This is a genomic window from Agrobacterium sp. lyk4-40-TYG-31, from assembly GCF_030209855.1.
Classification (GTDB): domain Bacteria; phylum Pseudomonadota; class Alphaproteobacteria; order Rhizobiales; family Rhizobiaceae; genus Agrobacterium; species Agrobacterium vaccinii.
On record NZ_JARVRE010000005.1, the window covers coordinates 217,994 to 243,644 of the forward strand.

General features: G+C 61.8%; 31 protein-coding genes. 7 read left to right on the plus strand and 24 right to left on the minus strand.

Annotation, left to right across the window (positions count from 1 at the left end):
• Window positions 1–76: 76 nt before the first annotated feature.
• The 9 genes from QRN55_RS11350 to QRN55_RS11390 all read right to left on the minus strand — a co-directional run bounded on the left by QRN55_RS11350 (window position 77) and on the right by QRN55_RS11390 (window position 9,857).
• Entirely contained in the window at window positions 77–1,477 is a 1,401-nt protein-coding gene (locus QRN55_RS11350) for an ATP-binding protein (RefSeq protein ID WP_111841661.1), read from the minus strand.
• Window positions 1,467–2,138, minus strand: a complete 672-nt coding sequence (locus tag QRN55_RS11355) for a response regulator transcription factor (protein ID WP_111841664.1) — start codon at window positions 2,136–2,138, stop codon at window positions 1,467–1,469. The genes QRN55_RS11350 and QRN55_RS11355 overlap by 11 nt, the downstream gene beginning before the upstream one ends.
• Before the next feature lie 88 nt (window positions 2,139–2,226).
• Entirely contained in the window at window positions 2,227–2,496 is a 270-nt protein-coding gene (locus QRN55_RS11360) for a hypothetical protein (protein WP_111841660.1), read from the minus strand.
• Window positions 2,497–2,825: 329 nt separating this feature from the next.
• Window positions 2,826–3,032, minus strand: coding sequence for a hypothetical protein (locus QRN55_RS11365; protein ID WP_112500067.1), 207 nt, complete (start codon window positions 3,030–3,032; stop codon window positions 2,826–2,828).
• 36 nt (window positions 3,033–3,068) lie between these two features.
• On the minus strand, window positions 3,069–6,869 hold the full coding sequence (locus QRN55_RS11370; RefSeq protein WP_284776773.1) for a baseplate multidomain protein megatron: 3,801 nt from the start codon (window positions 6,867–6,869) through the stop codon (window positions 3,069–3,071).
• 107 nt (window positions 6,870–6,976) lie between these two features.
• Complete coding sequence (locus tag QRN55_RS11375) at window positions 6,977–7,453, minus strand: C40 family peptidase (protein ID WP_284776774.1); 477 nt, start codon at window positions 7,451–7,453, stop codon at window positions 6,977–6,979.
• Window positions 7,450–8,334, minus strand: a complete 885-nt coding sequence (locus QRN55_RS11380) for a phage/gene transfer agent baseplate hub protein (protein WP_284776775.1) — start codon at window positions 8,332–8,334, stop codon at window positions 7,450–7,452. The genes QRN55_RS11375 and QRN55_RS11380 overlap by 4 nt, the downstream gene beginning before the upstream one ends.
• A complete protein-coding gene (locus QRN55_RS11385) occupies window positions 8,331–8,963 on the minus strand; it encodes a DUF2460 domain-containing protein (protein ID WP_284776776.1) in 633 nt (210 codons plus the stop codon). Before QRN55_RS11385 ends, QRN55_RS11380 begins: the two co-directional genes overlap by 4 nt.
• Window positions 8,964–9,278: 315 nt before the next feature.
• A complete protein-coding gene (locus tag QRN55_RS11390) occupies window positions 9,279–9,857 on the minus strand; it encodes a phage tail tape measure protein (RefSeq protein ID WP_284776777.1) in 579 nt (192 codons plus the stop codon).
• A gap of 101 nt (window positions 9,858–9,958) precedes the next feature.
• Here QRN55_RS11390 and QRN55_RS11395 point away from each other — a divergent pair, with 101 nt between their 5' ends.
• Window positions 9,959–10,186, plus strand: coding sequence for a DUF4160 domain-containing protein (locus QRN55_RS11395; RefSeq protein ID WP_284776778.1), 228 nt, complete (start codon window positions 9,959–9,961; stop codon window positions 10,184–10,186).
• Entirely contained in the window at window positions 10,179–10,589 is a 411-nt protein-coding gene (locus tag QRN55_RS11400; protein ID WP_284776779.1) for a DUF2442 domain-containing protein, read from the plus strand. Before QRN55_RS11395 ends, QRN55_RS11400 begins: the two co-directional genes overlap by 8 nt.
• Here the strand turns inward: QRN55_RS11400 and QRN55_RS11405 are convergent, their stop codons facing one another.
• Genes QRN55_RS11405 through QRN55_RS11415 form a run of 3 tightly spaced genes read right to left on the minus strand, consistent with a single transcriptional unit; the run spans window position 10,590 to window position 11,577 of the window.
• Window positions 10,590–10,811 carry a rcc01693 family protein gene (locus QRN55_RS11405; RefSeq protein WP_284776780.1) on the minus strand — a complete coding sequence of 74 codons (222 nt, stop codon included), beginning with the start codon at window positions 10,809–10,811 and terminating at the stop codon, window positions 10,590–10,592.
• Entirely contained in the window at window positions 10,808–11,170 is a 363-nt protein-coding gene (locus QRN55_RS11410) for a gene transfer agent family protein (RefSeq protein ID WP_284776781.1), read from the minus strand. Before QRN55_RS11410 ends, QRN55_RS11405 begins: the two co-directional genes overlap by 4 nt.
• Window positions 11,170–11,577: a phage major tail protein, TP901-1 family gene (locus QRN55_RS11415; protein WP_284776782.1), complete on the minus strand. Its 408-nt coding sequence runs from the start codon at window positions 11,575–11,577 to the stop codon at window positions 11,170–11,172. Before QRN55_RS11415 ends, QRN55_RS11410 begins: the two co-directional genes overlap by 1 nt.
• Window positions 11,578–11,704: 127 nt before the next feature.
• Here QRN55_RS11415 and QRN55_RS11420 point away from each other — a divergent pair, with 127 nt between their 5' ends.
• A complete protein-coding gene (locus QRN55_RS11420; RefSeq protein WP_233122887.1) occupies window positions 11,705–12,139 on the plus strand; it encodes a hypothetical protein in 435 nt (144 codons plus the stop codon).
• Between the two features lie 3 nt (window positions 12,140–12,142).
• On the opposite strand, the gene QRN55_RS11425 is transcribed toward QRN55_RS11420, so the two are convergent.
• The 11 genes from QRN55_RS11425 to QRN55_RS11475 form a co-directional block, all read right to left on the minus strand.
• Window positions 12,143–12,544 (minus strand): DUF3168 domain-containing protein, encoded by a 402-nt coding sequence (locus QRN55_RS11425; protein WP_284776783.1) that lies wholly within the window; start codon window positions 12,542–12,544, stop codon window positions 12,143–12,145.
• Window positions 12,541–12,876, minus strand: a complete 336-nt coding sequence (locus tag QRN55_RS11430) for a phage head closure protein (protein ID WP_284776784.1) — start codon at window positions 12,874–12,876, stop codon at window positions 12,541–12,543. Before QRN55_RS11430 ends, QRN55_RS11425 begins: the two co-directional genes overlap by 4 nt.
• Before the next feature lie 3 nt (window positions 12,877–12,879).
• Window positions 12,880–13,449 (minus strand): head-tail connector protein, encoded by a 570-nt coding sequence (locus tag QRN55_RS11435; RefSeq protein ID WP_284776785.1) that lies wholly within the window; start codon window positions 13,447–13,449, stop codon window positions 12,880–12,882.
• Between the two features lie 302 nt (window positions 13,450–13,751).
• Window positions 13,752–14,999 carry a phage major capsid protein gene (locus QRN55_RS11440; RefSeq protein WP_284776786.1) on the minus strand — a complete coding sequence of 416 codons (1,248 nt, stop codon included), beginning with the start codon at window positions 14,997–14,999 and terminating at the stop codon, window positions 13,752–13,754.
• A gap of 284 nt (window positions 15,000–15,283) precedes the next feature.
• Window positions 15,284–15,856, minus strand: a complete 573-nt coding sequence (locus QRN55_RS11445) for an HK97 family phage prohead protease (RefSeq protein ID WP_284776787.1) — start codon at window positions 15,854–15,856, stop codon at window positions 15,284–15,286.
• 45 nt (window positions 15,857–15,901) lie between these two features.
• Window positions 15,902–16,222, minus strand: coding sequence for a DUF6107 family protein (locus QRN55_RS11450; protein WP_233122881.1), 321 nt, complete (start codon window positions 16,220–16,222; stop codon window positions 15,902–15,904).
• Between the two features lie 235 nt (window positions 16,223–16,457).
• Entirely contained in the window at window positions 16,458–17,621 is a 1,164-nt protein-coding gene (locus tag QRN55_RS11455; protein WP_284776788.1) for a phage portal protein, read from the minus strand.
• A 71-nt stretch (window positions 17,622–17,692) separates the two neighbouring features.
• Window positions 17,693–18,001 (minus strand): Dabb family protein, encoded by a 309-nt coding sequence (locus QRN55_RS11460; protein WP_284777163.1) that lies wholly within the window; start codon window positions 17,999–18,001, stop codon window positions 17,693–17,695.
• Between the two features lie 42 nt (window positions 18,002–18,043).
• Entirely contained in the window at window positions 18,044–18,682 is a 639-nt protein-coding gene (locus tag QRN55_RS11465) for a hypothetical protein (protein ID WP_284776789.1), read from the minus strand.
• 556 nt (window positions 18,683–19,238) lie between these two features.
• On the minus strand, window positions 19,239–20,498 hold the full coding sequence (locus tag QRN55_RS11470; protein ID WP_284777164.1) for a DNA-packaging protein: 1,260 nt from the start codon (window positions 20,496–20,498) through the stop codon (window positions 19,239–19,241).
• A gap of 79 nt (window positions 20,499–20,577) precedes the next feature.
• Window positions 20,578–21,090: a hypothetical protein gene (locus QRN55_RS11475; RefSeq protein ID WP_284776790.1), complete on the minus strand. Its 513-nt coding sequence runs from the start codon at window positions 21,088–21,090 to the stop codon at window positions 20,578–20,580.
• Window positions 21,091–21,526: 436 nt separating this feature from the next.
• On the opposite strand from QRN55_RS11475, the gene QRN55_RS11480 reads away from it, so the two are divergent.
• From QRN55_RS11480 to QRN55_RS11490, 3 genes are all read left to right on the plus strand, one after another.
• A complete protein-coding gene (locus tag QRN55_RS11480) occupies window positions 21,527–23,164 on the plus strand; it encodes an alpha/beta hydrolase (protein ID WP_502871321.1) in 1,638 nt (545 codons plus the stop codon).
• A 162-nt stretch (window positions 23,165–23,326) separates the two neighbouring features.
• On the plus strand, window positions 23,327–23,554 hold the full coding sequence (locus QRN55_RS11485; RefSeq protein WP_112501791.1) for a CopG family ribbon-helix-helix protein: 228 nt from the start codon (window positions 23,327–23,329) through the stop codon (window positions 23,552–23,554).
• Window positions 23,551–23,865, plus strand: a complete 315-nt coding sequence (locus QRN55_RS11490) for a type II toxin-antitoxin system RelE/ParE family toxin (RefSeq protein WP_112501785.1) — start codon at window positions 23,551–23,553, stop codon at window positions 23,863–23,865. Before QRN55_RS11485 ends, QRN55_RS11490 begins: the two co-directional genes overlap by 4 nt.
• A 6-nt stretch (window positions 23,866–23,871) precedes the next feature.
• On the opposite strand, the gene QRN55_RS11495 is transcribed toward QRN55_RS11490, so the two are convergent.
• Window positions 23,872–24,300, minus strand: coding sequence for an Lrp/AsnC family transcriptional regulator (locus tag QRN55_RS11495; RefSeq protein ID WP_284776792.1), 429 nt, complete (start codon window positions 24,298–24,300; stop codon window positions 23,872–23,874).
• Between the two features lie 120 nt (window positions 24,301–24,420).
• Between QRN55_RS11495 and QRN55_RS11500 the strand changes: the two genes are divergently transcribed.
• Window positions 24,421–25,521 carry a saccharopine dehydrogenase family protein gene (locus QRN55_RS11500; RefSeq protein ID WP_284776793.1) on the plus strand — a complete coding sequence of 367 codons (1,101 nt, stop codon included), beginning with the start codon at window positions 24,421–24,423 and terminating at the stop codon, window positions 25,519–25,521.
• The last annotated feature ends 130 nt before the right edge of the window (window positions 25,522–25,651 follow it).

Sequence of the window (25,651 nt, forward strand, 5' to 3'; positions counted from 1 at the left end):
AAACAAGAATACACTCCCTATCAACGCGCCATCCTGGCACGGTCTGCTCCCGCCATCTCTTGCCAGTTTTTGGCCGTCATGCAAGCTCTTTCGAAAGTCCGGGTAGAAGCAATTCTGCTTTTAAGCCCCCAAGCGAACTGCGCGACAGGGCAAAGGTACCGTGGTACTCAGAAACCACCTCGCTGACGATGGAAAGACCAAGCCCGGTGCCCGGTCGGCTCTCGTCCAGACGCCTGCCGCGCTTCATCGCTTCGGTGATCTGCTCGGGTTCCAGACCCGGCCCATCGTCCTCCACCAGCAGCGTCACCCAGGAACGGCGTGTCACATCCGGGTCGGACGATGGATGAACGCCGGGCATCACGCTCACGACCACCTTCGTATCCGCAAAACGCGCTGCGTTTTCCAGCAGGTTGCCAACGGCTTCCTCCAGATCCTGTTGCTCCATGGCCAGCACGACTGCCGGTTGCTGCATATCCAGCTCGAACGTTTTCTCGGGGTTCAAACGCCGCATCACACGCACCAGCCGCTCAAGCGCGGGTTCGGCCTCCGCGCGCGCCAGAATGGAGCCGCGCTGCGCCGCGATCCGGGCGCGCGACAGGTAGGATTGCACCTGCGCCTGCATCGCCTCCACCTGTCCGCGCACCAGATCACCATGATGGCTGTCCAGCGTACGCGCCTCGTTCAGCAGCACGGCGATCGGTGTTTTCAGCGAATGCGCCAGATTGCCCACCTGCATGCGCGCCCGTTCCACAAGCCTCCGGTTGCTTTCGATCAGCGCATTGATCTCCGTCGCCAAGGGCTGGATTTCCCTTGGAAATTCGCCCTCGAGACGCTCGGCATCGCCGCCGCGTATTTTGCCCAGCGCCACACGCGCATGGTCCAGCGGTCGCAGACTGTAGAGAATGGCAAGACCATTGACGACCAGACTGCCCACGCCGAACACGGCCAGTGCCAGATAAAGACTGTTGGAAAAGTCACGCACATCGTCTTCAACGACGTTGAGATTACCCGTCACGCGAAACCGCGCCGCCCTGCCTTCGCCATCCAGCACAACTTCTGTTTCCGCCACCTGCACGCGGTTCTGCGCGCTATCCGTCACCACGTAATAACGCTCGTAGCGATTGTCGAAGGGCACATCCAGAATACCGGGAACCGGCAGTGTCGACACACCCAGAGACGATGACACCAGAGGCGCGGTCTGGAAATTGCCCAGCGGCTCCACCACCCAGTACCAGCCGGTATCGGGCTGCGAAAACCGGAGGTCTCCCAGCTGCGGACTTCCCGCCAGCGTGTTTTCGTTGGAAACGGTGATGGAATTGATGACGTTGTAAAGCTGCGCACGCAGCAGATCGGTAAAACTGCGCTCCACGCCCTGTCTATAGAGCGTGGAAATCACCACCGCGATCACCACCAGCGCCAGCATCGACCATGCCGATGCCAGCAACAGAACGCGGGCGGTGAGTGAGTTACTTCGCATCTGCGGGTGCTTGCATCCGGTAGCCGAGGCCACGGATGGTCTCGATCAGATCGACGCCCAGCTTCTTGCGCAAACGTCCGACAAACACCTCGATCGTATTGGAATCACGGTCGAAATCCTGATCGTACATATGCTCGACCAGCTCGGTACGCGAAACGACTTCGCCCATGTGGTGCATGAGGTAGGACAGCAGCCGGAACTCGTGCGAGGTCAGCTTCAGCGTCGTGCCGTTGACGGTCGCCTTGGAAGACTTGGTGTCCAGCCTGACAGGTCCACAGACGATTTCAGACGATGCATGGCCCGCAGCACGGCGGATCAGTGCGCGCACACGCGCCAGCACTTCTTCCACATGGAAAGGCTTGGTCACATAGTCGTCGGCCCCGGCATCGATTCCCGCCACCTTATCGCTCCAGCGGTCACGCGCGGTGAGGATAAGGACAGGCATGGTCTTGCCGCTGGCACGCCATTTCTCGACAACGGTAATGCCGTCCAGTTGCGGCAGGCCGATATCGAGAACAATGGCGTCATAGGGTTCGGTATCACCCAGATAATGCCCCTCTTCGCCATCGAAAGCCTGATCGACAACGTAGCCCGCCTCTTTCAACGCGTCGGTCAGTTGGCGATTGAGGTTGGTATCGTCCTCGACCACGAGAATGCGCATCATCAGCCCTTTCATTCCATCCGGCCTGCAGACCGGCAATCCAAATCACATCTATAACAGATTAAAGCAGATTTCGATGGGGCTTGACCTACATCGGCACGCGCATCGTCACCTTGCGCGGGCGCTCGCCATTGCCCTGCACCAGCACGGTCACGACACAATTCTGGCCGTCATTGGAGGGATAGACCGAAAGCAACTGCCCACCGGTCTCACGGACCACTCGGGATACGGCAGACGAGCAATCGCTTGCAACCTGCTGCACACGTGCCGGGGCTGACGAACCCTGCCCATCTGCCTGCGGCGCAGGAAAGCCGGAGAGACCGGCTGCAAGCGTCGCGATGATGAGAGGTGATGCCATTGCAAAAACTTCCAAGGAAAAATCGGATGCACGTCGAAACGAATTCTTGCCCGAATATGTATCGCAAAGCGTCTGAATGGCAAATGAATGTGGGATGTCGCGGATTTGAGGAGGTGGTGAAGTGTCGAGGGGGCGGCTCACCCCCTCTGCCTGCCGGCATCTCCCCCACAGGTGGGGAGATAGGCTAGACGCTCGCTCACCACCTTATCCGCAGCCCTCAAAGATGGCCAAGAGCCATCCGCGTGTCGATCTCCCCACCTGTGGGGGAGATGTCCGGCAGGGCAGAGGGGGGCTAACCACACCCACCGCCCTATCTGAAACCACCGCCCCTACCGAATAACCCGCGTCGCCGACAACCGCCCATACAGCGCAATCAACCCGCCCACGCCACCAGCCACCGTCATCAGCCCCTCAACAAGCTCGCCTTCAAACCCCCTCGGCAAGTTCAAACCCACCACCTGCAACAGCGGTGCCATCACGGCAACCAGTGCGCCCCAGACGGTTTTCGACTGATACCAGGCTTTCATATCGTCCATGTTTCTACCCTTTCCCGGTTGACGTCATTGTGAAGTTCAAAGGTCCAAGATCGCGCTCGCTGCGATCCCCAACGGCACCGCCCGCCCAAGCTGGCGCACCCGGACCGAAAGCGTCGCCTGCTTCGCGCCGAAATCGGAAATCTCGTCGTTGGCGGCATAAAGACAGGCGGCCTCAGCCACCTCAATCGTCCGGCGCACTGCCTCCCCCGCCAGAATGTCCACGCGGTAGCGCTCGGCCACCTCATCCAGAGGAATATCGGCTGCGTCCCAGCCATCGGCATCCACGCGCCCGCGCCGCACCCATGTCAGGCGCACACCGTCCGCCTGTCGCACCGCGCGCAGATGCACCGGTGCCAGCGGCGTCTCGGCACGCGTTCCACCGGCAAAGGCAAAGGGACCGATGCTGGAAATCTGCTTACCCGCCGCCTCGATGATCCAGTTCAGTTGCAGGCCGCGTTCTTCGCTGCGCAGCCCCATCGCCACCACGCCCGCGTCCAGAATCACCACGTCGCTTCCAGAAACGGCACCCACCGCCATTGCATCCTCGGTCCCGGCCAGCCCGCGCAGCAACCGGGAAAGCCGCCACGCGCCGCTTGCCACCTCCTGCGCGCGGCCGAACGCCGCCACCTCCCACGCACCGTTGGCACAGCGAATGGCAATGCGGTTGGCACCGTTCAGCACCGCAAGGTCGCTGGCAGAGGCCAGATCGCCATAGGGCAAGCTGATGTCTATCGTCCCCGCCGAGTTGAAACGACCTGCCACCCCCTGCGGCAGGGCGCTCGTCAGCGCGCCGATCTTCGCTGGCTGATCCAGCACCGCGCGTGCCTCATAGCCTTCCGTCCCGGCTGAAACGGATAGCGCCATTCGCCGCCATGGACGCGCATAGGCGGCTACGCGGGCAAAGCCCGCCGCCTCGCCCGTTTCGAAACGCGGCAGATCCATCAGCACGATATCGGGGTCGAAACCATCGGACGCACCACCACTGCCATTGCGCGACGGCTCCGTTTCGCCGGATGCGGCGACTGCCGAGGGTGAAAACTCCCGCGCCTCGATCCGCCTGACATCGCCATCCTCGATTCGGCTCACCAGAAACCGCCCGCTCGGGCCGCCAGCCAGTTGCACGCAGTCGCCGGGGTCGAGCGCGATCTCCTGCGGCGAGATCGAAAACCGCACCGTGCGCCGCGCCAGCCGGTTGTCGCGCAGCAGCGCCTCCACGGCATTCTGCGCCGTTTCCTGCGCCAGCACCGCACCCAGATCGTACCGCAGCACCCGGTTTCCGGCATTCTCGATACGGCGCGAGCGCACGCTGGCCTGCTCGTAGTCCAGCGCCGGGTTGAAGGCCGTCAGCACCGCTTCAGCGGCAAAATCACTGTCGTGCCCCCGCGCCTCGGACCACAGCGCCGCATCCTCGATATCCGCATAGGCGGAAATGACCGTCGTGCGCGTCGCAGCCTTGCCGCGAGACACGAACCGCAACACCGTTCCGTCCTCGATCACATCCACCTGAAACGCGTCCAGCAACGGCTCCAGCAGATTGCGCGCCGCCGTCACGTCGCCCTGCACATAGCCGCCGACATCGCCGGTGACGGCTGCGACGTCATAGTCGGTAAAACCATGTTCAGTCAGAACCGCAGAGATGAGGTCGGCCAATGTCGTTGCGCCCAGCCTGCCGTTCAGCCAGTGGCCGGTGCGCCAGTTCGCGCCATCGTTCCAGCTCGCCGTATCTTGCGGAAAGGCCGGATAGGGCCGCGCATCCCAGGTCCACACGAAAATCCTGTCGGGATCGACCATACCGGCAGGCGCAGCAGCACCCGCCCAATGGTCGTGATGCGCCTCCAGAAAACGCCGCTGCTGGCTGTCGGCACGGTTGCGGGTGGAAAAATGCGGGGAAGCGCTTTCGGAAGACTTCGGGTCGATGAAGGTATTGGGCCGGTTCGCCCCCTTGTCGATGGCCGGGCAACCCAGCTCCGTAAACCAGAATGGCTTCATGCCCGGCATCCAGGCTGTCGGGGCAGACCGTTCCGTACCACCCACCCGGTCGTAATGTCGGTTCTGCCACCAGCCAGCCAAATCCTTGTACCGATAAAGCCAGTGCTTGCCCTTCAAACCGTCGGAAATGGCACTTCGCTGTCGCGCCGCGCGGTCGGCATCGCTGGCGTAGTACCAGTCGAACCCCTCTCCCGCCGTCACGTTGCGCGCAAAACCCGCCGCATCGTCGGCCCCCACGAAACCATCCGGGTTGCCGCCCTCCACATCCTCGTCACGCCAGTCGGAAACCGGCATGTAGTTGTCGATCCCGACAGCATCGATGGCTGGGCTCGCCCATAGCGGATCGAGGTTGAAGAACACGTCGCCCGTGCCGTCCACCGGGTGATAGCCGAAATACTCGCTCCAGTCGGCGGCATAGGTCAGCTTCGTCGCAGCACCCAGCATCCCGCGCACATCGCCCGCCAGCCGCACCAGCTCCTCTACGAAGGGAAACGCCCCGGCCTGATCGCGCACCCGCGTCAACCCGCGCAGTTCGGAACCGATCAGAAATGCATCCACCCCGCCCGCCTGTTTCGCCAGCGCTGCATAATGCAGCACCATGCGCCGGTAACCATCGGCTCGGGTGCTGAAGGTGGTCACCTGTGCGCGCGCCGCTGCCGTGCGGTCAACGCTCCCCACCCGCCCCGCCGCCGGGTGGCAGGTAATGTTGCCGCGCCAGCCATAGGCGTCCTGCTCGCTTTTGCCGTAGGGGTCGGGCAGACCATTGCCCGAGGGAACATCCATCATCACGAAGGGGTAGAGGCACACCTTCAGGCCGCGCGCCTTCAGGTCGGCAATGGCCTGCAACACGCTCCCATCGCTGGGCGTACCGCCATAGGCCGGGCCGCCGTCACGATGGCTTACCAGCCGCGCCTGCCCGCGCCCCATCCCCGCCACGGACCACATGGCGCTTTCGCGGTCGCGATAGGCCACCTCCACCCCCGGCAGAACGCGGCATTCGCCCGCCCGCATGTCGGTGCCGAACCACGTCACCACCAGCGCAACGCTTGTCAGATTGGGGCACAGCGCCTGCAACTCGTCGATGGAAGCCTGCCAGTCGGTCGTCGCCACCAGCGTGTTGCGGTTCAGAATACGGCTTTCGCCAGCACCCGTGCGCTCGGAAACGGCAGTCGTCGCATAACCATATTCCGTTGCACCGGGAATGACGGTCACCGCCCGCATCTGGCGTTCCAGCTTGCCGATGGGCCTGATCACCTCGAATTGCAGCAGCGGAATACGGTTGCCAAAACTATCCAGCGGCAGTCGCTCGAACACCATATAGGACAGGCCGCGATAGGCCGGTGCATTGCCTGCGCCCTGCTTGGCCTCGATCAGCGGGTCGGGGAGCTGGTCGTCACTTCCGGGATAGAACCGTTTTTCGATGCCGGTCAGATCCAGCTCCTGCCCATCGGCCCACACCCGCCGCACCATGGCCACCTCGCCTTCGCACAGGCCGATGGCGATGTTGGCGAAATAGGTGAAGGTCTCCACCGTCGTCGTGCTGCCGCTGTTGCTGCCCTTGCCGCCCTGCCGCTCCCGCGTCACGCTTTCCTCAAACCGCGTCGCCCAGATCAACGTGCCGCCAATACGCACCGTGCCATAGGCCCGTGATATGGCCGCCCCCTCCTCGGCACCGGGAATACGCGCCGTCGAAAGCCGCGCACCCGTTACCGTTCTGGAACTCGACAGCAGCGCGCTATCGATAGCACTCCCCGCCAACGCCCCCGCCGCCCTGCCGATGATGGCACCCACCGGCCCGAAAAGACTGCCAACAGCAGCACCAGCCGCCTGTAGAACAAGGGTCGCCATAGCTCTCTCTTCTTAGGTTTATCGAGACTTTTATGGATGAACACAGTGGGTGCACCTTGCCGCCTTCGCCCCGCCGGGGAGAAGGTCGCGGCAGCGGATGCGGGGGGCTAGCTATCCGTTCCCATCAACGCCCGCCCCTCATCCGACCTCACCCCTTCGGGAAACCGAAACACCCCCGCAACACGCCTGCGCCAAGAGGGCACCAGCGCAGACCGCAGCACCGCTGCCGCCTCATAGGCATGAATAAAGTGGTCGGGCCCGGCCAGAATGCCCACATGCTTGGCAGCAAATTCTGGCCGCCAGCGAAACAGCAACATGTCGCCCGGCAGCGCATCTGCCATGCTGGCAACGGGCTGAAAATGCCGTTGCGCCGCCGCCATAAGCCGGTCCTCGCCACTGCGCTCGGCCCAGTCGCGCGCATAGGGCGGCGGCAGTTCCGGCTCGTCACCGTACAGCGCGCGCCAGATACCGCGCACCAGCCCCAGACAATCGCAGCCCACACCGATGGTGGAAGCCTGATGCCGATAGGGCGTGCCGATCCAGCTTTCGGCCACGGCCAGCACACGTTCTCCCGTATCGCTCATAGGTATATCGCCCCGCCATCGTGTTGCGTCCGGCTCGTCACATAGGAATAGGCAAAATCCGCTCCCGGCATATGCGGAAAGCCCCGAAAATTCAGATGATTGGCAAACTTCGTCTTGCAGGTCGCAAAGCTCTTGTCGCACCCTGCCGTCACCGTGAACGTGTCTCCCTGCTGCGGCAAAACCTCCAGCGGCAGCCACAACCGAAACGTCACTACCCCATCGCGCAGCGCATGGTCATCGAGGTCGAAACTGCGGCCTTTGTTCGCCCCGCTGGTAAAACGCATCTTGCCCTGCTTGAAAAACCCATCCGCAAAGGCAGACAGTCCAGACACCGTCAGTCGCCCCGCCGCATCCGTTGAAACCACCGCGCCACCGGCCTGAAACGCCCCCACATTGGCACCGCATCTGCCATCGCCCAGCGCCGCATCGCATCGCCGTCCATAGACCCGCCCCTGCGGCTGGCTCAGCCTGTGCGCGAAACTGCGCAGTTCCGCCGTAAACGCCCCGCCCGCCCGAGTCACCTCGCCAATCTCGCGGACCTTCAGCAGAATGTGCTGCTCCGGCGCCTGCCAGTTCACGAGGTAAAGCTCCACCCGGGCACCATCGAAACGCCCCGCGGCAAGGTCTGCCTCGCTCACCGCCTCGCTGGAAAATCCGCCTGCCACCTCGCCGCTGCTGGCCGCCAGTCCCGTCTCGCTGTCGTTTTCACTGGCCTGAAAACCGCTAGCGGCCAGATAGGTCACGCCGCCAAATGTCAGCGCCTCGTCATGCTCGGTAAAACCCATGATGACGCCATCGCGAAGGCTCACCTTCCAGCAATGACACGTCGTCGTCGCCTCGCCCGCCAGATGCGCGGCGAGAGCCGTAGGCACGGTCTTCATGGCAAAATCTCCACCAGTGGAATGGACGGAATACGTCCGGCCTCGAAGGCGCTGAGACTCACGTCGATGCGGTCGATATCGAACCGCACAGGCACATCGAACTCGAAGCCCGCCCGAATGGCGGACCCGGCAGCAGGCACATGCCCTGGCGCAAACGTCACGATCCCGGTCGCGTAATCGGTGCTAAAATTCACCGTCGCCACACCATTCACCGAAACCAGCACCGACCCCTCCACCGGCTTCGCGATACCTCGCGTCCACCCGCCACCTGCATCGGCATAGGTCTTCAACAGAGGAAACGCAGCCGTCACCCCATCGCCAGTGCCGATCCGCTGATCCATGGCTGTGGGTGTCGTCAGCGGCGGGCAGGACCTGAAATCCACCGGATCACGAAACCGAAACCCATAAAGCTGCCCGCCCCGCGCTTCGAAAAACTCCATGACAGCATAAAGGTCGCTCACCGAGCGCACCCCAGACCCCGCATCATAAGCCCGCCGAGAATTCCGCCACCGCTGGTTCCGGTTCTCCCGCCCATTGGACAAATTGACAATATCCGTCCGCCGCACCGGCCCTCCACTGGTCCCCAACGCCAACCGCAACGGAAACCGCACCTCATGAAATGCTGCCATGGCTCTGATTTTCCTGAATTTAAAATGAAATTTTTGCGGATAGAATCCCGCTTGCGTTCTCCGCCATCAGGCAGCAGTGGGTGGGGCTTACCCCCCTCTGTCCTGCCGGACATCTCCCCCTCAAGGGGGGAGATCTACTCGTTGAAACCTCTTGCCCATCGCTAATGCTGCGGATGGAGTGGGAGCATGCGCCTTGCCAATCTCCCCACCTGAGGGGGAGATGTCCGGCAGGACAGAGGGGGGTAAGCCACAAACTCAACGCCAACCGTAAGAAGCGTCTGCCACACCCTCAACGCCAACCGCATAAAGCAAAAACTAAAGCCCCCGCTGCCCCCGCCCCACACTCCGCGCCAGCATCGCTGAAATCTGCCCCTCGCTGCGCCGAAAACTCGCCGCATCGCTCGCCGTCACATTGAACACGATCTGCGTGCCCCCACCGCCACCGGCAGCAGCCACGCCCAAGGACCCATCCGCCCCGCGCTTCAGCGGCAAAATCGCCTCACTGCCCGCCTCGCCCATCAATCCCATATCGCCGCCCATGGGAAAAAACGTCGGGCTCGAAACCACCCCGCCATCCGCAAACGGCGTCACCCGCCCCGGCACGCCGCCGCTGGCAAAGGCAAACAGCGACCCCGCGCCGGATGTGAGGCCGCTCACCGCCGAAGACAACATATTCTCCAGCGGCTTCAACCCCGCAGACAGCGCAATATTCGACAGCCGCATTCCCAGCCCCTGCAACACGCTGTCCAGCCCCTTGCCGCCCGTCGTCGCTGCCTGCAGCGCAGACGTCAGCGCCGACCCAAACCGCTGCGACCGCCGCTCCAGATCGTCCATCACGTCAGCCAAAACCTGCGCCTCGTCACGCTGGTCGGCAAAACTCGTCTCATCCGCCATCGGCCTTGCCTTTCTGATTCAACTTGGGAAGCTAGGGGATTGGAATTATACAGCAATTGCTAGACGACTTGAAAAACCCAAGAAGTTAGGTTATTTATAAAATGGTAACTGTTCTTCGCCAGCATGGAATGCGTTTCGTCATCTACACGGCGGATCACGAACCGCCTCACGCCCATGTCTACGGCGAAGGAGAAAGCCGCATCGACATCATCAACCTCAGTGTTATCACGCAGGGAGGCATGTCAGATCGGGATGTGCGCCAAGCGGTAGACGTAATCGAAGAACACCGGCAATTGTTTCTCGATACATGGAGAAAATATCATGGTTGAGATCAGCGATCAGGAACTTGCCCAGGCAAAAAAGCGCTCTGCTGAAGAACGCGCCGAGCGTCCGATCCCCAATGCGGTCCGCTTCGATGGCCCATCGGAACGGATCATTGTGGATTTCACCAATGGTGCATCCTTCATGTTCCCCGCCCGCGCGGTGGAAGGGCTGGAACTGGCGACAGCAGCACAACTCGCCGAAGTCGAATTGCTGGGCGAAACCGGCCTCCACTGGGAAAGCCTTGACGTGGATTATACCGTCACCGGCCTGATGAGCGGCATCTTCGGCAGCAGGACCTTCATGGAGGCGCAAAGCCGGGGCGGGAAAAGCAGGTCCCCCGCCAAAGCCGCCGCCAGTCGCGCCAATGGCGCAAAAGGTGGCCGTCCGAAGAAAACGGCAAAGCCCTGATCACCCATCCGGAAAAGCCCGCATCAACCCCTCCAGCCCACCCCGATCCAACCCATCGCGCCTGGGCCTCATCCCACCCGTCATGGCAAAAAACTCCACGGGCGTCAGCGCCCAGAAAACAGTCGGAGAAAGCCGCAGCAGGCTCAGCCCCGCATGGATTACCTGCCCCCAGGGAAAGGACCTGATATCCTGCGGGGCATCTGCACCCGCTGCGGCACTCAAGGGGAAGCCGTGGCTTGCCCCTCTGTGCCGGTTCCGGCAAAGGTCGCGGTCAGGAGGTCTCCCACGATCGTCGCATAACCGGCAATTCCACCCTCGATGCTCATCGTGCCGACATCATCATCGGAAAACACGTTGCCCGCGCCGCGAAGCCCGGCACCAATGACGCGGATCATATCTGCGGCCTTCATCCGCCCGCTGGCGAAACGGCTGGCCAAGCCTGTCAGGTCATCGGCGGCAAAGGCGGTTTCCAGCTCCGCCAGCGCGCCCAGCGTCAGGCACAGAATGCGCCGCTCGCCATCCAGCACCGCCTCCACCTCGCCGCGCCTGCGGTTGGCCCGCCCGAAATTCGCGGCCCCCATCACAAAGCTCCGAAGTTGATGGCACCAGCCGATTCCAGCGCGATTTCGAACTGCACCTCGCCATCATGCCGCCCGGAATATTCCAGCGCGGTGATCTGAAACGGTCCTGTAACCATGCCGAAATCCGGGATCACGATCTGCCAGCCGGGAATGACACCGGCAAAAAACTGCCCGCGCACCAGCGCGTCGCTCTGCTGGTCCTTGAAGATACCCGATGCCGTCAGCCCCGCCCGCTGAATACCCGCCCCAGCCAGCAATTCCCGCCAGCGCCCGGCGCTTTCGGCATCGGTTACGTCAACGCTCTCCGCATTGAACGCCAACCGCTTCGTGCGCAGACCCGCCACGGTCACGAACGCCCCGCCATTATCGATCTTCAGCAGCAGGTCTTTCCCCTTCTGCGCCACCATGGTTTTTCCTTTCGAATGGTTGTGACGACACGCGACAGCGCGGCAACCCAGACTTAACGCGATGCGCGGTTACTTGTACTTCGCGCTATCCGGTGCCATATTTCGTTTGATGAGAGGATTGCTTCAAATGTCTGATAATGAAGCCGCAAAATTACTACCGTTACTGAATGCCCTCTTCGAGGGCCAACGCCGCACGCTTGGTATGGTCGAAGCGGCGATCGAAAAGTTTTCATCGGTCGAAACGGAAATCACCAAACTCAATCGCAAGATGAACGGCCTGCAAGAGTCGAACATGCGCCAGTTCGGGACTCTACAAGAGCTAGCCGTTCGCCAGCACGGCGAAACAACGGGTCGTCTTGATGCCGTTTCAGTTCGCATTGAAGATATGGAGCGGCAGCTTGACGAGCGTGCACGGGACGTCAAACGCACTCAAATTGATCTCACCGGTCAGTATAATGATATCCTGACGGCCCTCCAGAATGCTTCGCAAGCACTACGGATTTCAGAAGAGACAAGCATTCGACTGCATGATCTTGAAAATCGTATGTCACCTCCGTCCTGAGGCTTACTCCGTCACCGCCCGAAACCGTATCTCCGTCAAAAACTGCTTCGTCTTCGCTGGCCGCGCGGACCGGCTGTTGCGGTAAAACAAACTCACCAGCGCAATGCCGCCGCCCAGCACCAGAGGCGCATCGTCGAGAAGGGCCAGAATGCGCACGGCGATGTCCTGCGCCAGCTTTCGCCCGCCCTCCTCGCTCCACACTTCGATGGTCAGAAAATGCTCTTCGCCGCGCTCGGAGCCCGTGGAATAATCGCGGCTGTCGATTTCGCCAAAGGCCACGCAGGGCAAAACCGGCCTAGGCAGCAGCCGGTCGATAATGCCGCCGCGCCCCACCATGCCCGCCAGTTCGGCGTCGCCGACAAGCCGGGCATGAACCGCCTGCAACAGCGCATTGGCTGCCCTCATCGGCTTTCCTCCTCGCAACGGCAGACAATGAAACGGCCCGTTTCATCCGGGTCGATGACCGATTTCACCGCAAAAACCCGCGCGCCTTTGCGCAGCCGCATGCCCGCCACAACATCGGTGCGAAACCCGGCCCAGATGCGATGCGTGATCGCCACGCCTTCGGCAGAGGCGCGCTCGTAAGCCCCTTGCGACACCGGCTCGATAGCCGCCCAGAGCGAGCGCAGCGGACGCCAGCCCGCCGCAACACCACCCTGTCCGTCGGAGAGGTCTTCCGGTGCCTCCAGCTCCAGCCGCGCCGTCAGCTGGCCGGGGTCTAGAAAGGTCAGGTTCATCGCTCACAGCCCCACACGGCGAAACGGTGCAACCAGCCGCTCGTAACCAACGGGCACACCCGCAGGCTGGTCGGCAGGCGAAACCGCGCCGCGAAATGCAAACATATGCGCAATGTGGATCAACATCGCCCGCTTCAGCGTATCGGGCACATCGGCGCCGCTCTCGCCAAAGCCTGCGGTAAAGTCGATCTCGATGCCGTTCAGCGGCTGCCCCGGCGCGGGCGGCTGGCGCAGCCACAGCCGCGCCGGTCGCGCCTGCCCATCCAGCAGTTTATCCGTGTGGGTGATATCGGTCGGGTCGCCCGCATCATCGAAAACCAGAATCGTTTCGATGGCTTGCACCGGTCCGTTGGCAATCAGAATCACGCCGTTATCAGGCCAGTCGTCGAGATACAGTCGAAAGCTCTGGCGCATCAGGCACAGGCCCGTCTGGCGTTCCAGATGCTCGCGCGCGGTGGTGATCAGCGATGCCAGCAGCGCATCCTCATCCGCGCCATCCAGCCGCAAATGCGCCTTCACATCGGCAAGCATCAACGCCTCCGCCAGCGGCGGGGTCAGTGTGGCATAGGTCATGGTGTCTCCGGGGAATTGGGGTCGTTGCAGCAGCAACTGTTGTCTGTCAGCGCCCGTGGCTTACCCCCTCTGTCCTGCCGGACATCTCCCCCACAGGTGGGGAGATCGACCCGTTGAGACCTCTCGCCCATCTCAAAGGCTGCGGATAGAGTGGGGATCACGCGTCTAGCCGATCTCCCTCCTTGTGGGGGAGATGTCCGGCAGGACAGAGGGGGGTGTGCCACAAGCGATGACGCTTCTGTTCGTCTTCCGTCATGCCAGAAACCTCCGGCATGACGGCATCAAGATAAAGAACCGAGTTCTCAACTCGCCGCAAACTTCACCAGCTTCACCGCCTCGAAGTTCTGCACCCCACCGCCAACACGCTTGGTGGTGTAAAATAGCACATAAGGCTTGGCCGAGTACGGGTCGCGCAGAATGCGAATACCCGTGCGGTCCACCACCAGATACCCAGCGCGGAAATCACCAAAGGCAATGGCCATGCTGGCCGCTGCCACATCCGGCATGTCCTCGGCCTCGGCCACCGGAAAGCCCATCAGCAGCGCCGCCTGGCCAGCGGAAGCGGGCGGTTGCCAGAGATAATTGCCGGTGTTGTCCTTCGCCCGGCGCAAGGTGGACTGCGTCTTGCGGTTCATCAGGAAGTTGCCATTCTGGCGGTGCCCGGCTTTGAGCGCATAGACCGTGTCGATCAGCACATCCAGCGGCCCGGAAGAGGCAAACGCGCCCGCAGCCCCCGTCGCCACATAGCCGATCTTGCCCCACTCCCAGGCCGAGTTCGCCACCGTGTCATAGGCCAGCAGACCCTTCGGCTTGTTCACGCCATCGCCGGAAATGAAGGCCGTGCCCTCCTGTTCGGCAAAGGCTACGTCAACCTCAGACGCAATCCAGGCCTCGATATCGACAGCCGCATCATCCAGCAGACCTTGCGTGGCCGCCGGCATGGCGTAAAGCTCCATGGTGGGGAAGGTCAGCTCGGAAAGCTGTGGCGTGTTGGTCTGCGGGCGTGCCGCCGTTTCGGACACCCAGCCGGTGGCCATGCCGCTCGGCGCAAACGGCTTTTTCAGCACGGCGCCGGAAACCTGCCGCACGGTGGAAAGCGCACGCATGGGCGAAACAACCGCCATGCGTCTGCCAATATCGCTGTCGGTTTCGTTGGGCAGCAGATACCCGCCATCCGCCCCGCTACTCCCAGAAAACGCCTTGGCCTCCAGATCGCGCAACGCGCCCTCGTCACCCCGGCGAATATAGGCCTCGAAAGCCGCCTTATGCTCTTCCGTCTCTGCGTTGGCTGCACCCCTGCGCCCCAGCGCAGGTCGCGCCTTCTTCAGCGAAAGCTCATCCATCGCCTTTTTATTGTCGTCCAGCGCCTTGTCGATGCGGTCGAGCTTTTCGCGGGTCAGCACATCGGAGCCCATCTTGCGCTCGATATCCCCCAACCGCTCGTCATTGGTCTCCCTGAAGGCCTCAAACGCCTCCATAAAATCATCAAACGCCGCCGTCATCGTATCCGGCACGGCCTTGATCTGCGGCGCAACTGTCTGTTCCGTCATGTGGTTTTCCTCTGTTGATTGTTTTTAAGTTGGAAGACGACGCCCGCCTCCTCACCGTCACCCCGGACTTGATCCGGGGCCCAGCAGCATCGCGTCTGCGATGCAAAAGACTCTTCCTCGGCGCAAACCCACTCCTCTTCCCTCATCCCTGTGCTTGTCACAGGGATCCAGTCGACACGCGTCTGCGTGGCGAAAAGACTCCCTTCAGCCCAAGGACTTGGGCTGGCTGGATTCCTGTGACGAGCACAGGAATGAGGGCAAAACGGCGAACCTCAAAAGCCCCCTCACCGCCGAAACACCCCGCCCGCCAAACTCTTCGCCGCCAGGCGCATCGTTCGCACCAGCTCCGTCTCCCGGTCGCGAAAGAACCTCGCCTGCTTGACGTTGGAAACCCGCGCAGATGGCAGCATGGGAAAGGTCACGACCGAAATTTCCCAAAGGTCCGCCTCCAGAATACGCCGCACACCACCACGGGATGCCTTACCCGCCCGCACGGTCTGGAAACCGATGGAAAGTCCGTCCAATGCACCCGTCTTCATCAACGAATGCACCTCCTTCGCCCGCGCCACATCCGGCGCCAGCACCCCCTCCACGTAGAGCCCGCGCTCATCTTCACGAATGGTGCGCCATGCGCCGATGGGCTGGGCCGGGTCGTGCTGGTACAGCATGCGAATCCCGGAAGCGCCGCGTTCTTCCAGCGAGCGCCGAAACGCACCCTGCTCAATCACATCACGCCCCAGATCCACCTCGCCAAACACGCTGGCATAACCGGAAAACGACCCATCGAAAGCGATACCGCGCAGTTCCAGACTGGCAAATTTGCGCGTAGCAGGCCGCGGCCCGCGATAAACGTGCATGAAATTCTCCTGGGATTTTGAGGAAATGTGCGTTGACGGATCAGGTCAAGGTTTGGGCCGCGCCGCGTACCGCTCGGCCACGCGCACCATCGCGCCCAGCCCCCACCACGCACACAGGCTGGCGGCAGCCGAGCCGGTCAGCATCACCTCCTGGCTCGAAAGGCCACCGGAGATACCCAGCCGCTGGACGATCCACAGCCCCACCGGCCCGCCGAAAATCATGCCGCAGGCAAGCCCGGTCAAAAACCGGCTCGCCGCCTCGCGGTGCGTCTGCGGCAACAGATAGATCAACGAAACCCCGGCTCCCGCCACGGCCCCGGTAAAACGGGCAGCCCAGATGCTACCCTCGTTTGCAAATTCAGACATGAGTAACCATTCCGGGCTAGAGTAAGATGAGTTGCACAGCGGATGCCCTGCACCCGCAATACGGCTTTCTGCGCTTTTCTTGAGTCATTGGAATCGGTTGAAGGAAACCCTTCACAGATGGGTTCCGGTTGTTGAGAAAATGGTTCAACGGTGGAGCGTCGCGAGAGCGGGAGACATTCGATCGCCTTGTGCTCGTGGCTCACCCCCCACCGCTCAATTTGAAGCAACACCCCCCTCAGTACCCCACCGCCTCCCGCTTCTCCTCATCGCTCAAAAACCCAGCAGCCCCCACCCGCGCCCACAGCGCATCCCGCTCGCCAGCCAAGCCCGCAATCCGATCCAGATCCGGCTCCAACCGCAACGCACCCTCGAACAGCGGCGAAAGCCACGCCGACAAACTAGCCGCCGTACGATTGATCAGCGGCAGCACCGTCAGCCGGTAAAACGCCCGGTTCGCCTCCTGGTAATTCGCGTAGGTGTTGTCACCGGGAATGCCCAGCAGCATGGGCGGCACGCCGAGCGCCAGTGCGATGTCCCGCGCCGCGCCATTCTTGGCCTCCATGAAATCCATATCCCTAGGCGAAAGCCCCATGCTCTTCCAGTCCAGCCCGCCTTCCAGCAGCAGCGGACGCCCTGCATTCACTGCGCCCGCATAGCCCTCCTCGAGCTCCCGTTTCAGCCGCTCATATTGGTCAGCAGAAAGATTGCCGCCTTCCTTGGGCTGATAGACCAGCGCGCCAGAGGGGCGGGCGGAGTTGTCCAGCAGTCGCTTGTTCCAGATGCTGGCGGCATTGTGCAGATCCAGCGCCGCCCCCGCCGCCGCCAGCGGTGAAAACCCGCCGTGGTCGTCGAGCGGGTTGAACAATTTCAGATGTAGCAGCCCCAGTCCATCGCTGTCGGCAGCAATCCGCCGCGCCGCCCGGCCCTCGGCGCGGTAATCATAGGCCGCCACCCAGCCATCCGCGCCCTCGATGATGCCGACCCGATCGGGCCGCAGCAGATGCAGCTCCCGCAACCGCTCGCCCACCATCAGCGGCTCGATATAGCCATTGCCGGACAGCAGCAGATGCCCGTACAGCGCCTCGAAGAAATCCGGCCCGCTCATCTGCCCGTTGGGGCGCGCCAGCAGCCGCAATAGCGCATGCTCGCCAATCTCGTCGTCACCCTCATACAGCAACCAGCTGACGGACGCCGCAGCCTCCGCCACCATCCGCGCCGCCCGATGCGCCACCGGGTTGCGCATGAAACCTTCGCGAGACAGCGCGCCATACCCCCGCCCCGACCAATGCGCCCGCCCCGCCTCGCCAGACAGCACCAGAAACCCGCCCGCCGCCTTTTCTTCGCGCACAACCTCACGCCCCACCGGGCGCCGCCACGGCAGATGACCAAAAAATCGCATGGATATTTCCTTTGAAAGAAAACAAAAAAGCCACCCTGCAGGTAGCTAAGAAGGAGGGCCAGAAAGCTGACTTACTTGATCGGCTCTTTCACCGCCCGATCACTATCAAAATCCGCAGCCACCCGCGTATCCCTGAGCGGCTTCACCGTATTGGTCGAAAGCTCATAGGCCGGGTCTGCCTTATAGGCCGCCAGCGCCGCCTCGTTCTCGAACTCGCCATAGACGATGAAGTCTACCGAATTGCCCCATTGGTCCTGCTTCACGTTCTCGCCGATTTCCAGCTTCGAAGCATGGGAGATCGCGGTCAGGCCGGAGAGGCCCTTGCGCACCGCGTCGCGGTTGGCTTCCGGTACGGTAAAGAAAACGATGTGGCGGATCATAGTGGCACCTGTCATGCAAAATCTCTGGGGTAGAAATCGCTATCATCCCACCGCTGGCTGTTCAATCAGGCTTGCCGTCAAGGCCGCGTAAAACGTCCGGCCATAACCGGCAATCAGTGCCGCCCGGTCATTGCCGTTGACGATGGCTCTGGCACCCTCCCAATCGGCACGCTGGGCATCGAAATATTGCGAAAGCCGCCTGCCGGTAAAACTGCCGCGCAGCATGCCCTCCACCAGAATGGTGGCGGAAACCTGCGGCTCCATCGCCCGTTCGGGCCGCTCCACCAAATCGATGCCTGTCACCGCAGACATCGCCTCGTAATTGCGTCGGTGCGTCAGTTGCACCAGCCCACGCCCCAGCCAGCTTTTGCCGTTTGCGTCGCGTCGCCAATAGGGGGTGCGCACCTGCCCCAGCCTTCCTGCCGCATAGGCCCGGTCCAGAATACGGATCGCCGCCTCGTCGCTGGCGGCAAGCGTTTCGCGCACCGGCTGCATGGTCGCCGCCGTTTCGTGAAACGCCGTCGCCAGCATATAGGCCAGGTGGCGAAGGTCTCCATCCGGCGCTCTTGTCTCGAATTCCTCGAGCACCAATTCCGTGCCGGTAACCTGTGTGGCACTCAATCGGCCCGGAAAGGGAGCACCCCGAATCATCGTGAAAAAACGTTGTCTGTCCAACAGCATTATCACCTCTCAGAATCATGGTGGCCTAAACCCCAGATTTTAATATGCAACTTTCCGTACCTAAATCGATTTAGAAAAATCCTAATCGATTTTATTTCATGCGAACCGTTTTAAGGGTAAAATTTACCTTGAATTGCGGAACCTCTGGCCCCCTACTCTGTTTCACACCGCGCAATGAACAGCGCCAACCCGAAGGAGGAATGCCATGACCGCGACGATCCCTCAGACGACCTACGACCGTCTCGAAAACGAATGGCGTCAGATGCGCGAAGTCAGCGCACAGACAAAACCTTCGCAGGCCCCGAAGAAGTAATTGGAAGGGGCACATGCTGCCCCCTGCTGGAATTCGAAACCGCCCGTGATGCGCCCTTATTGGCCTTCGCGGGCGTTTTGCGTTTGTGCTGAAGCGCTAGCCCAAAACTCCGTCACCCCGCACTTGCTGCGGGGTCCAGCCGCCGCGTGTCTACGCGGCGAAAAGACCCGTCCGCGATCAAGGACTTGATCGCACTGGATACCGGGTCAAGCCCGGCATGACGGAAGACGATGTCATCTCCCCTCACATCCCCCGCACCCGCGGCTCCGCCATCGTCTCCATCGCCAGCGCCGTCAGCGCCCAGACCAGCGCATCCAGCCTGTCCGGTGACTTGCCCGAGGAAAGCCCATCCGGCCCGAAATCCGCCATCTGGTCTTCCAGCTTCCCGAACCTGTCCGCATGCCGCACCCGGCCCTGCTCATAAAGTGCCGCCACCGGTTCGGCGCGGGTGAACTTGCCCCGGCTGGCTCGCACCATGGTAATCGGCAGGTTGGCGTCGATGCTCTTCAGCATGGCGCTCACCATCTCGCCGCCCTGGTTGACTTCCGCCACCACCCGGTCGGCCTCGAAGCGGCGGAAGGCGGCAACCACCGCCCGCGCCCAGCCCGCAGGCGTCGCGCCCTCGGCGGAACAATCCGCCAGAACCCAGAACCGCCCGTCGATGCCGATGCCCGCCACCACGATGCCGCAGCAGGAGCCCTCGCCGCTTCCCGCCGGCGGGTCCACCGCCACCACGATCCGCGCCAGAGCATCCGGCCTTGCATCGAACACAGCCTCGATATCCGCCCGCTTCCACAGCGCATCATCGCGCTGCGCAATCAGCTCGCCATCCAGTTCCTGCCGCCCCAGCCGCGTGCCGCCATAGCGTTTCAGCATGGCGTCGATGAAGCCGGGCGAAAGATTATCGACATTGTCGCGGGTGCGCATTCGCACCACACGGCTTGCCGGGTCGGCCATCAGCGTCTTCAACAGCGGTATCGGCCTTGGCGTGGTGGTAATCAGCTGACGCGGATTATCACCAAGGCGCAGACCGAATTGCAGCATGTCCCAGGTTTCCTGCGCATAGCGCCATTTCGCCAGCTCGTCAGACCAAGCAAAATGAAACTGCGGCCCGCGCAGGCTTTCCGGGTCTTCGGAAGAGAAGATTTGCGCCATCGCCCCGTTCGGCCAGACCAGCCTGCGGCGCGATGCCTCGAAATCCGGCCTTCGAAACCGTGCCACCCGGCAGATGCCGGAGACGCCGTCGATCATCACCTCACGCGCATCACCCAGCGTTTCCGCTACCAGTGCAATGCGCAGATCGGAGCGGTCGCCCATGGAGGCAACCAGATGCACCCATTCGGCCCCGGCCCGCGTCTTGCCGGAACCACGCCCGCCGATCAGCAGCCAGTTGCGCCAGTCGCCCTCCGGCTGTTGCTGCGGGTGGTTACCCACGAAGCGCCAGTCGCGGTTGAAGCGGGCAATGTGCTGCCGTTGATATTTCTCTGCCAGCGGCGCTGCCATGCCTTGCGCAATCTCCTGCCTGCGAATGTCAGGAACGGTGGAGCCGATGACAGGCACCGCCGCCCGGCCCGCCTCATTTTCAGGCTTGAACCGCGTCTTCGTCCGGCGAAACACCGGCAGCGACAAGCCTTGCCCGCACCTTTTGCCGGACGAGTTCGTCGATGCGCCTTTGGAAGAATGCGACGGCCTCTTCATAATCTTGCGCTCCCGCCGCGTCTTCAGCCGCCGCCTCGCGATCGCGGGCCAGTTGCCGTTGCAGCGTGTCTATCTTTTCCAGCGTTCGCACGATCAACGAAACGGCATCGTTTGCCGCCTTCACATCGGCCCGCGCCACCTTGCCCGCCGCCTCATCCGCCACGCCCTCCAGCGCAGCGCCTGCCCCTTCGCGCAACTGACGAAAGAACCGGAACTGCTCGCGCATCTCAGCGGTCATTTCGTTCAGCAGGCCCCACAACCCATCTGGCCCGTGAATGGTACCCGTTGCGATGGCATGCGGCAGAGATTTCGTTTCGAGCGTTATGAGCGGCGCGTAGACGCGGCTGTGCGGCCACGCGCGGTAAAGCGAGAGGTCGTCGTCGATTGTCGATGTCATGGTGTGCCTGTTGGTGAGAACATCAAAAGCTGGCGCAAGCTCGCCCCCCTCTGCCTTGCCAGGCATCTCCCCCACAGGTGGGGAGATCAACTCGTGGCTAGCTCTCGCCCATCTTGAAGACTTCGGATAGAGCGGAGTGCGTGCGTCTTGCCAATCTCCCTCCTTGTGGGGGAGATGTCCGGCAGGACAGAGGGGGGTAAGCCCCACCCGCAACGCCGACGATGTAATAGAGAAAGCGTCCGCTCCTGCGGCAACACCCCCACCACCCACACTTTTCCGACTATACCCAAACACTACCAAACGACCGTAACGCCGTCAAGGATTATTTTCCTATTGCATCCAAAATTTATTCTTCCAACCCCTCCCCCGGCATATTACACTCAGGCATGGATACGGGGAAGGAAGCAAAATCTTGAGATGGATCAGTCGTTTGGTCATGCCGTTGTCGAGCACGGGCATTGTCGTCGGCACGGTGTTGCTCTGCGTCTCGCTCACGCCGTCGCTGCTTCCGCGCACCTTCGTCATGCAGGGCGTGTTGTGCGGCTTTTCCTTTGCCATCGGTTATCTCATCGGCGTTTTCCTGAAGGATATCGCCATTTATCTCGGCCTGCCGCAGCCCTCCCGGCATGATAAGCGCGGCATTCTCTTCGTCGTGTCGCTGGCCGCCATCATCGCGGCGGTCGGGTTTCTGTGGCAGGCGGCAACGTGGCAAAACTCCATCCGCGTCTTGATGGAACTCGACCCGCTGGACAGCGCCCACCGCATCAAAACCGGTACCATTGCCGTTGGCGTCTCAGCCCTGCTCATCTGTTTCGGGCGTCTGTTTCAGATCGTGCGGCGGCTGTTTGCCCTGCGCAGCCGCCGGTTTTTGCCGCGTCCGCTAGCCAATGTCGTCGGCATTGCCGCCGCCGCCGTCATCGCTGTGCTCCTGCTCAACGGGCTGGTGGTCGATGTCGGTCTGCGCTTCATGGACTCATCGCTGAAACAGGTGGATAGCCTCATCGAGCCCGATGTACCGCGCCCCTCCGACCCCATGAAAACCGGCAGTTCCGCCTCGCTCATGTCGTGGGAATCGCTGGGACGCCGGGGTCGTGAATTCGTCGCTACCGGTCCCCACAGCGCCGAAATTTCCGCCTTCACCAACCGCCCCGCCATGGAGCCCATCCGCGTTTATGCCGGGCTGAATGCCGGAGCGACACCGGCAGAGCGCGCCAAACTGGCTTTGGAAGAACTCAAACGCACCGGCGGTTTCGAGCGTGATACCCTTGTCGTCATCGCCCCAACCGGCACCGGCTGGATAGACCCGGAAGCCATTGATACGCTTGAATATTTGCACAATGGCGATGTCGCCACCGTCGCCGTGCAATATTCCTATCTCTCCAGTTGGATCGCGCTTCTGACGGAGCCGGATTATGGCGTGGAAACCGCCCGCGCCCTGTTTGAAGCCATCTATGGCTACTGGACGACGCTGCCCAAGGACACCCGCCCCAAGCTCTACCTCCACGGCCTTAGCCTCGGCGCGCTGAACAGCCAGAAATCCTCAGATCTCTACGATGTGTTGGCCGATCCCTTCCAGGGTGCGCTGTGGAGCGGCCCGCCCTTCTCCAGCCCCACATGGCGCATGGCCACATCAGGCCGCGCCTTCGGCTCACCCTACTGGCTACCGAAATTCCGCGATTCCTCGGTCATCCGCTTTGCGGACCAGTACACCAACGCCCATATGCCGGATAAGCCCTGGGGCCCGATGCGCATTGTCTATCTGCAATATGCCAGCGACCCCATCACCTTTTTTGAGGCCGCCGCCCTCTACCGCCGCCCGGAATGGATGAAACAACCCCGCGGCCGCGACGTTTCCACATCCTTCCGCTGGTTCCCGGTCGTCACCGAACTGCAACTGCTCCTAGACGTTGCCGCCGCCACAACAGCCCCCATGGGCTACGGCCACGTCTACGCTCCGGAACACTACATCGATGCGTGGCTGGAAGTGACCCAACCACAGGGCTGGACACCTGCCGAAATCCAGCGGCTGAAGATGTTTTTCAAGGCGAAACGGGGCAGTACGGACCCGGTGTAAGCCCTCTCCTCCGTCACCCCGGCCTTGAGCCGGGGTCCAGCCTCCGCGCGTCTGCGCGGTGAGAAAACGTCTTTGACGAAAAGTATATTCTCGGCTATCTTTGTATTACAAATCGAGGAAAAATCGATGCCGGATCAAAGAAATCTATCGCAACCCATTACCATGCGCCTGCCGCAGGATATCTTGGCGGAAATCGAACAGATCGCAGCAGCCTGCGACAAGACACGAAGCTGGGTTTTCGTCCGCGCCTTGAAAACATATCTCGCCGCCGAAGGCCGGGAAATCATCGAAATCGCTCAGGCCCGCCAGCAGATCGAGAACGGCGAAAGCTTCGATCTGGATGACGTCATTGCCGAAGTCGACGATATCGTAAAAGGCGCTGCGGCGTGAAGCTTGTCGTCTCTCCGCTGGCGCGGGATTACATCAAGTCGGAAGCGGCCTATCTGCGAAAGCGCAGCCCGCAGGCGGCCACTCACTTCCGTGACGACCTTGCGAGACTAAGGCAAAACCTCCTGCAATTTCCGCGCCTTGGCCACGAAACCGAAGAGCTTCCCCTACCCGGTGTGCGCCGCGCCGTCATGGGTGCCTATCTGGTGGATTATGAGATTCACCCAAACGAAATCATCATTTTGAAGGTTCGACACGGGCAGCAGAAACCACCAACTATCGATATCGAGGATGACGTCGATTACGAAGCGTAGCCCACCTCACCGCGAAATCCGCGTCGACAAAATCACCGAAGACAACGTCCGCTCCACCCCATCCAGCGCCCCGATGCCGTCGATCAATCGGTCAAGATCGGCAATCGAAGGTGCCGTCAGAATAGCAATCAGGTCGAAGCTGCCGCTGACGGAATGCAGCGTCGTCACCTCCTTGATCGCGGCAAGCGCAGCCGTCACGCCCGCCAGTGCCTTGGGCGCAATGGTAATCAGCACATGCGCCCGAACCAGCCCGGACAAATAAGCGTCGGAAAGCTTGATGCCGTAACCAGATATCACCCCATCCGATTCCAGCCGCTCGATACGCGCCTGCACCGTGGTGCGGGAGAGGCCGAGCTTCCGCGCCAGTTCCGCCACCGGCATGCGCGCATTGCCCCCCAGCAGCGACAGCAGCGCCCGATCTTTTTCGCTTAGCATTGTGCATAATCCTCTCGGCGATCTGCACAATTCTAGTCACTCTTTCGCGCAAAGTGAAGCTACGAATCGTCTGCCAAAAGCGGCATTCTGTTACCTCAACAAAAATCTAAAGGGGACAGAATGAAACACATCGTCATCATCGGCGCAGGCAATATCGGCTCTGCCATCGCATGGATGCTCGCCGTCACAGGCGATTACCGTGTTACCGTCGCGGACCGTTCCGCAGACCAGCTCGCCAACGTTCCCAGCCATGAACGCGTCGATACCGAGATCGTCGATATCACCGATCGCCTTGGCCTGCAGGCGCTGCTGAAGGACAAATTCGCGGTCCTCTCCGCCGCCCCGTTCCACCTCACAGCCGGTATTGCAGAAGCGGCGGTTGCCGTCGGCACGCACTATCTCGACCTCACCGAAGACGTTGAATCCACCCGCAAGGTCAAGAAACTGGCCGAAACCACCGAAAGCGCACTCATCCCGCAATGCGGCCTAGCGCCCGGCTTCATCTCCATCGTCGCTGCCGATCTCGCCTCGCGCTTCGACAAGCTGGACAGCGTGCGCATGCGCGTCGGCGCCCTACCGCAGTACCCGTCCAACGCCTTGAATTATAACCTCACCTGGAGCACGGATGGCCTCATCAACGAGTATATCGAGCCCTGCGAAGCCATCGTCGAGGGTCGCCTGACAGCCGTTCCCGCGCTGGAAGAACGCGAGGAATTTTCGCTCGATGGTATGACCTACGAGGCCTTCAACACGTCAGGCGGCCTCGGTACGCTCGCCTCCACGCTGGAGGGCAAGGTGCGCACCATGAATTACCGTACCATCCGCTATCCCGGCCACGTTTCCATCATGAAGGCGTTGCTCAACGACCTCAACCTGCGCAATCGCCGCGATGTGCTGAAAGACCTGTTCGAAAACGCCCTGCCCGCCACCATGCAGGATGTCGTCATCGTCTTCGTCACTGTCTGCGGCACCAAGAACGGCCGCTTCATGCAGGAAACCTACGCCCACAAAGTCTACGCCGGCCCCGTCTCAGGCCGCATGATGAGCGCCATCCAGATCACTACCGCCGCAGGGATCACGACAGTTCTGGATTTGCTCAGCCAGGGCAAGCTGCCGCAAAAAGGCTTTGTGAAACAGGAGGATATTGGGTTGGCGGATTTTCTGGCCAACCGCTTCGGGCAGTATTACGCGCCGCGGGATGGTTTGGCGAAGGTGGGGTAATCCCCGTCTTCGCACATTAGCCACAGCGTGTGCGGCTCACCCCCCTCTGCCTTGCCAGGCATCTCCCCCTCAAGGGGGGAGATCGGCCAGACGAGAGCTCCCCACTTCGTCCGCAACGTTCAAGATGCAC

Coding starts and splice junctions, on each gene's coding strand:
- QRN55_RS11350 (WP_111841661.1), bottom strand. CDS start 1,477: ATGCGAAGTAACTCACTCACCGCCCGCGTTCTGTTGCTGGCATCGGCA.
- QRN55_RS11355 (WP_111841664.1), bottom strand. CDS start 2,138: ATGCGCATTCTCGTGGTCGAGGACGATACCAACCTCAATCGCCAACTG.
- QRN55_RS11360 (WP_111841660.1), bottom strand. CDS start 2,496: ATGGCATCACCTCTCATCATCGCGACGCTTGCAGCCGGTCTCTCCGGC.
- QRN55_RS11365 (WP_112500067.1), bottom strand. CDS start 3,032: ATGGACGATATGAAAGCCTGGTATCAGTCGAAAACCGTCTGGGGCGCA.
- QRN55_RS11370 (WP_284776773.1), bottom strand. CDS start 6,869: ATGGCGACCCTTGTTCTACAGGCGGCTGGTGCTGCTGTTGGCAGTCTT.
- QRN55_RS11375 (WP_284776774.1), bottom strand. CDS start 7,453: ATGAGCGATACGGGAGAACGTGTGCTGGCCGTGGCCGAAAGCTGGATC.
- QRN55_RS11380 (WP_284776775.1), bottom strand. CDS start 8,334: ATGAAGACCGTGCCTACGGCTCTCGCCGCGCATCTGGCGGGCGAGGCG.
- QRN55_RS11385 (WP_284776776.1), bottom strand. CDS start 8,963: ATGGCAGCATTTCATGAGGTGCGGTTTCCGTTGCGGTTGGCGTTGGGG.
- QRN55_RS11390 (WP_284776777.1), bottom strand. CDS start 9,857: ATGGCGGATGAGACGAGTTTTGCCGACCAGCGTGACGAGGCGCAGGTT.
- QRN55_RS11395 (WP_284776778.1), top strand. CDS start 9,959: ATGGTAACTGTTCTTCGCCAGCATGGAATGCGTTTCGTCATCTACACG.
- QRN55_RS11400 (WP_284776779.1), top strand. CDS start 10,179: ATGGTTGAGATCAGCGATCAGGAACTTGCCCAGGCAAAAAAGCGCTCT.
- QRN55_RS11410 (WP_284776781.1), bottom strand. CDS start 11,170: ATGGGGGCCGCGAATTTCGGGCGGGCCAACCGCAGGCGCGGCGAGGTG.
- QRN55_RS11415 (WP_284776782.1), bottom strand. CDS start 11,577: ATGGTGGCGCAGAAGGGGAAAGACCTGCTGCTGAAGATCGATAATGGC.
- QRN55_RS11420 (WP_233122887.1), top strand. CDS start 11,705: ATGTCTGATAATGAAGCCGCAAAATTACTACCGTTACTGAATGCCCTC.
- QRN55_RS11425 (WP_284776783.1), bottom strand. CDS start 12,544: ATGAGGGCAGCCAATGCGCTGTTGCAGGCGGTTCATGCCCGGCTTGTC.
- QRN55_RS11430 (WP_284776784.1), bottom strand. CDS start 12,876: ATGAACCTGACCTTTCTAGACCCCGGCCAGCTGACGGCGCGGCTGGAG.
- QRN55_RS11435 (WP_284776785.1), bottom strand. CDS start 13,449: ATGACCTATGCCACACTGACCCCGCCGCTGGCGGAGGCGTTGATGCTT.
- QRN55_RS11440 (WP_284776786.1), bottom strand. CDS start 14,999: ATGACGGAACAGACAGTTGCGCCGCAGATCAAGGCCGTGCCGGATACG.
- QRN55_RS11445 (WP_284776787.1), bottom strand. CDS start 15,856: ATGCACGTTTATCGCGGGCCGCGGCCTGCTACGCGCAAATTTGCCAGT.
- QRN55_RS11450 (WP_233122881.1), bottom strand. CDS start 16,222: ATGTCTGAATTTGCAAACGAGGGTAGCATCTGGGCTGCCCGTTTTACC.
- QRN55_RS11455 (WP_284776788.1), bottom strand. CDS start 17,621: ATGCGATTTTTTGGTCATCTGCCGTGGCGGCGCCCGGTGGGGCGTGAG.
- QRN55_RS11460 (WP_284777163.1), bottom strand. CDS start 18,001: ATGATCCGCCACATCGTTTTCTTTACCGTACCGGAAGCCAACCGCGAC.
- QRN55_RS11465 (WP_284776789.1), bottom strand. CDS start 18,682: ATGCTGTTGGACAGACAACGTTTTTTCACGATGATTCGGGGTGCTCCC.
- QRN55_RS11470 (WP_284777164.1), bottom strand. CDS start 20,498: ATGGCAGCGCCGCTGGCAGAGAAATATCAACGGCAGCACATTGCCCGC.
- QRN55_RS11475 (WP_284776790.1), bottom strand. CDS start 21,090: ATGACATCGACAATCGACGACGACCTCTCGCTTTACCGCGCGTGGCCG.
- QRN55_RS11480 (WP_502871321.1), top strand. CDS start 21,527: ATGCCGTTGTCGAGCACGGGCATTGTCGTCGGCACGGTGTTGCTCTGC.
- QRN55_RS11485 (WP_112501791.1), top strand. CDS start 23,327: ATGCGCCTGCCGCAGGATATCTTGGCGGAAATCGAACAGATCGCAGCA.
- QRN55_RS11495 (WP_284776792.1), bottom strand. CDS start 24,300: ATGCTAAGCGAAAAAGATCGGGCGCTGCTGTCGCTGCTGGGGGGCAAT.
- QRN55_RS11500 (WP_284776793.1), top strand. CDS start 24,421: ATGAAACACATCGTCATCATCGGCGCAGGCAATATCGGCTCTGCCATC.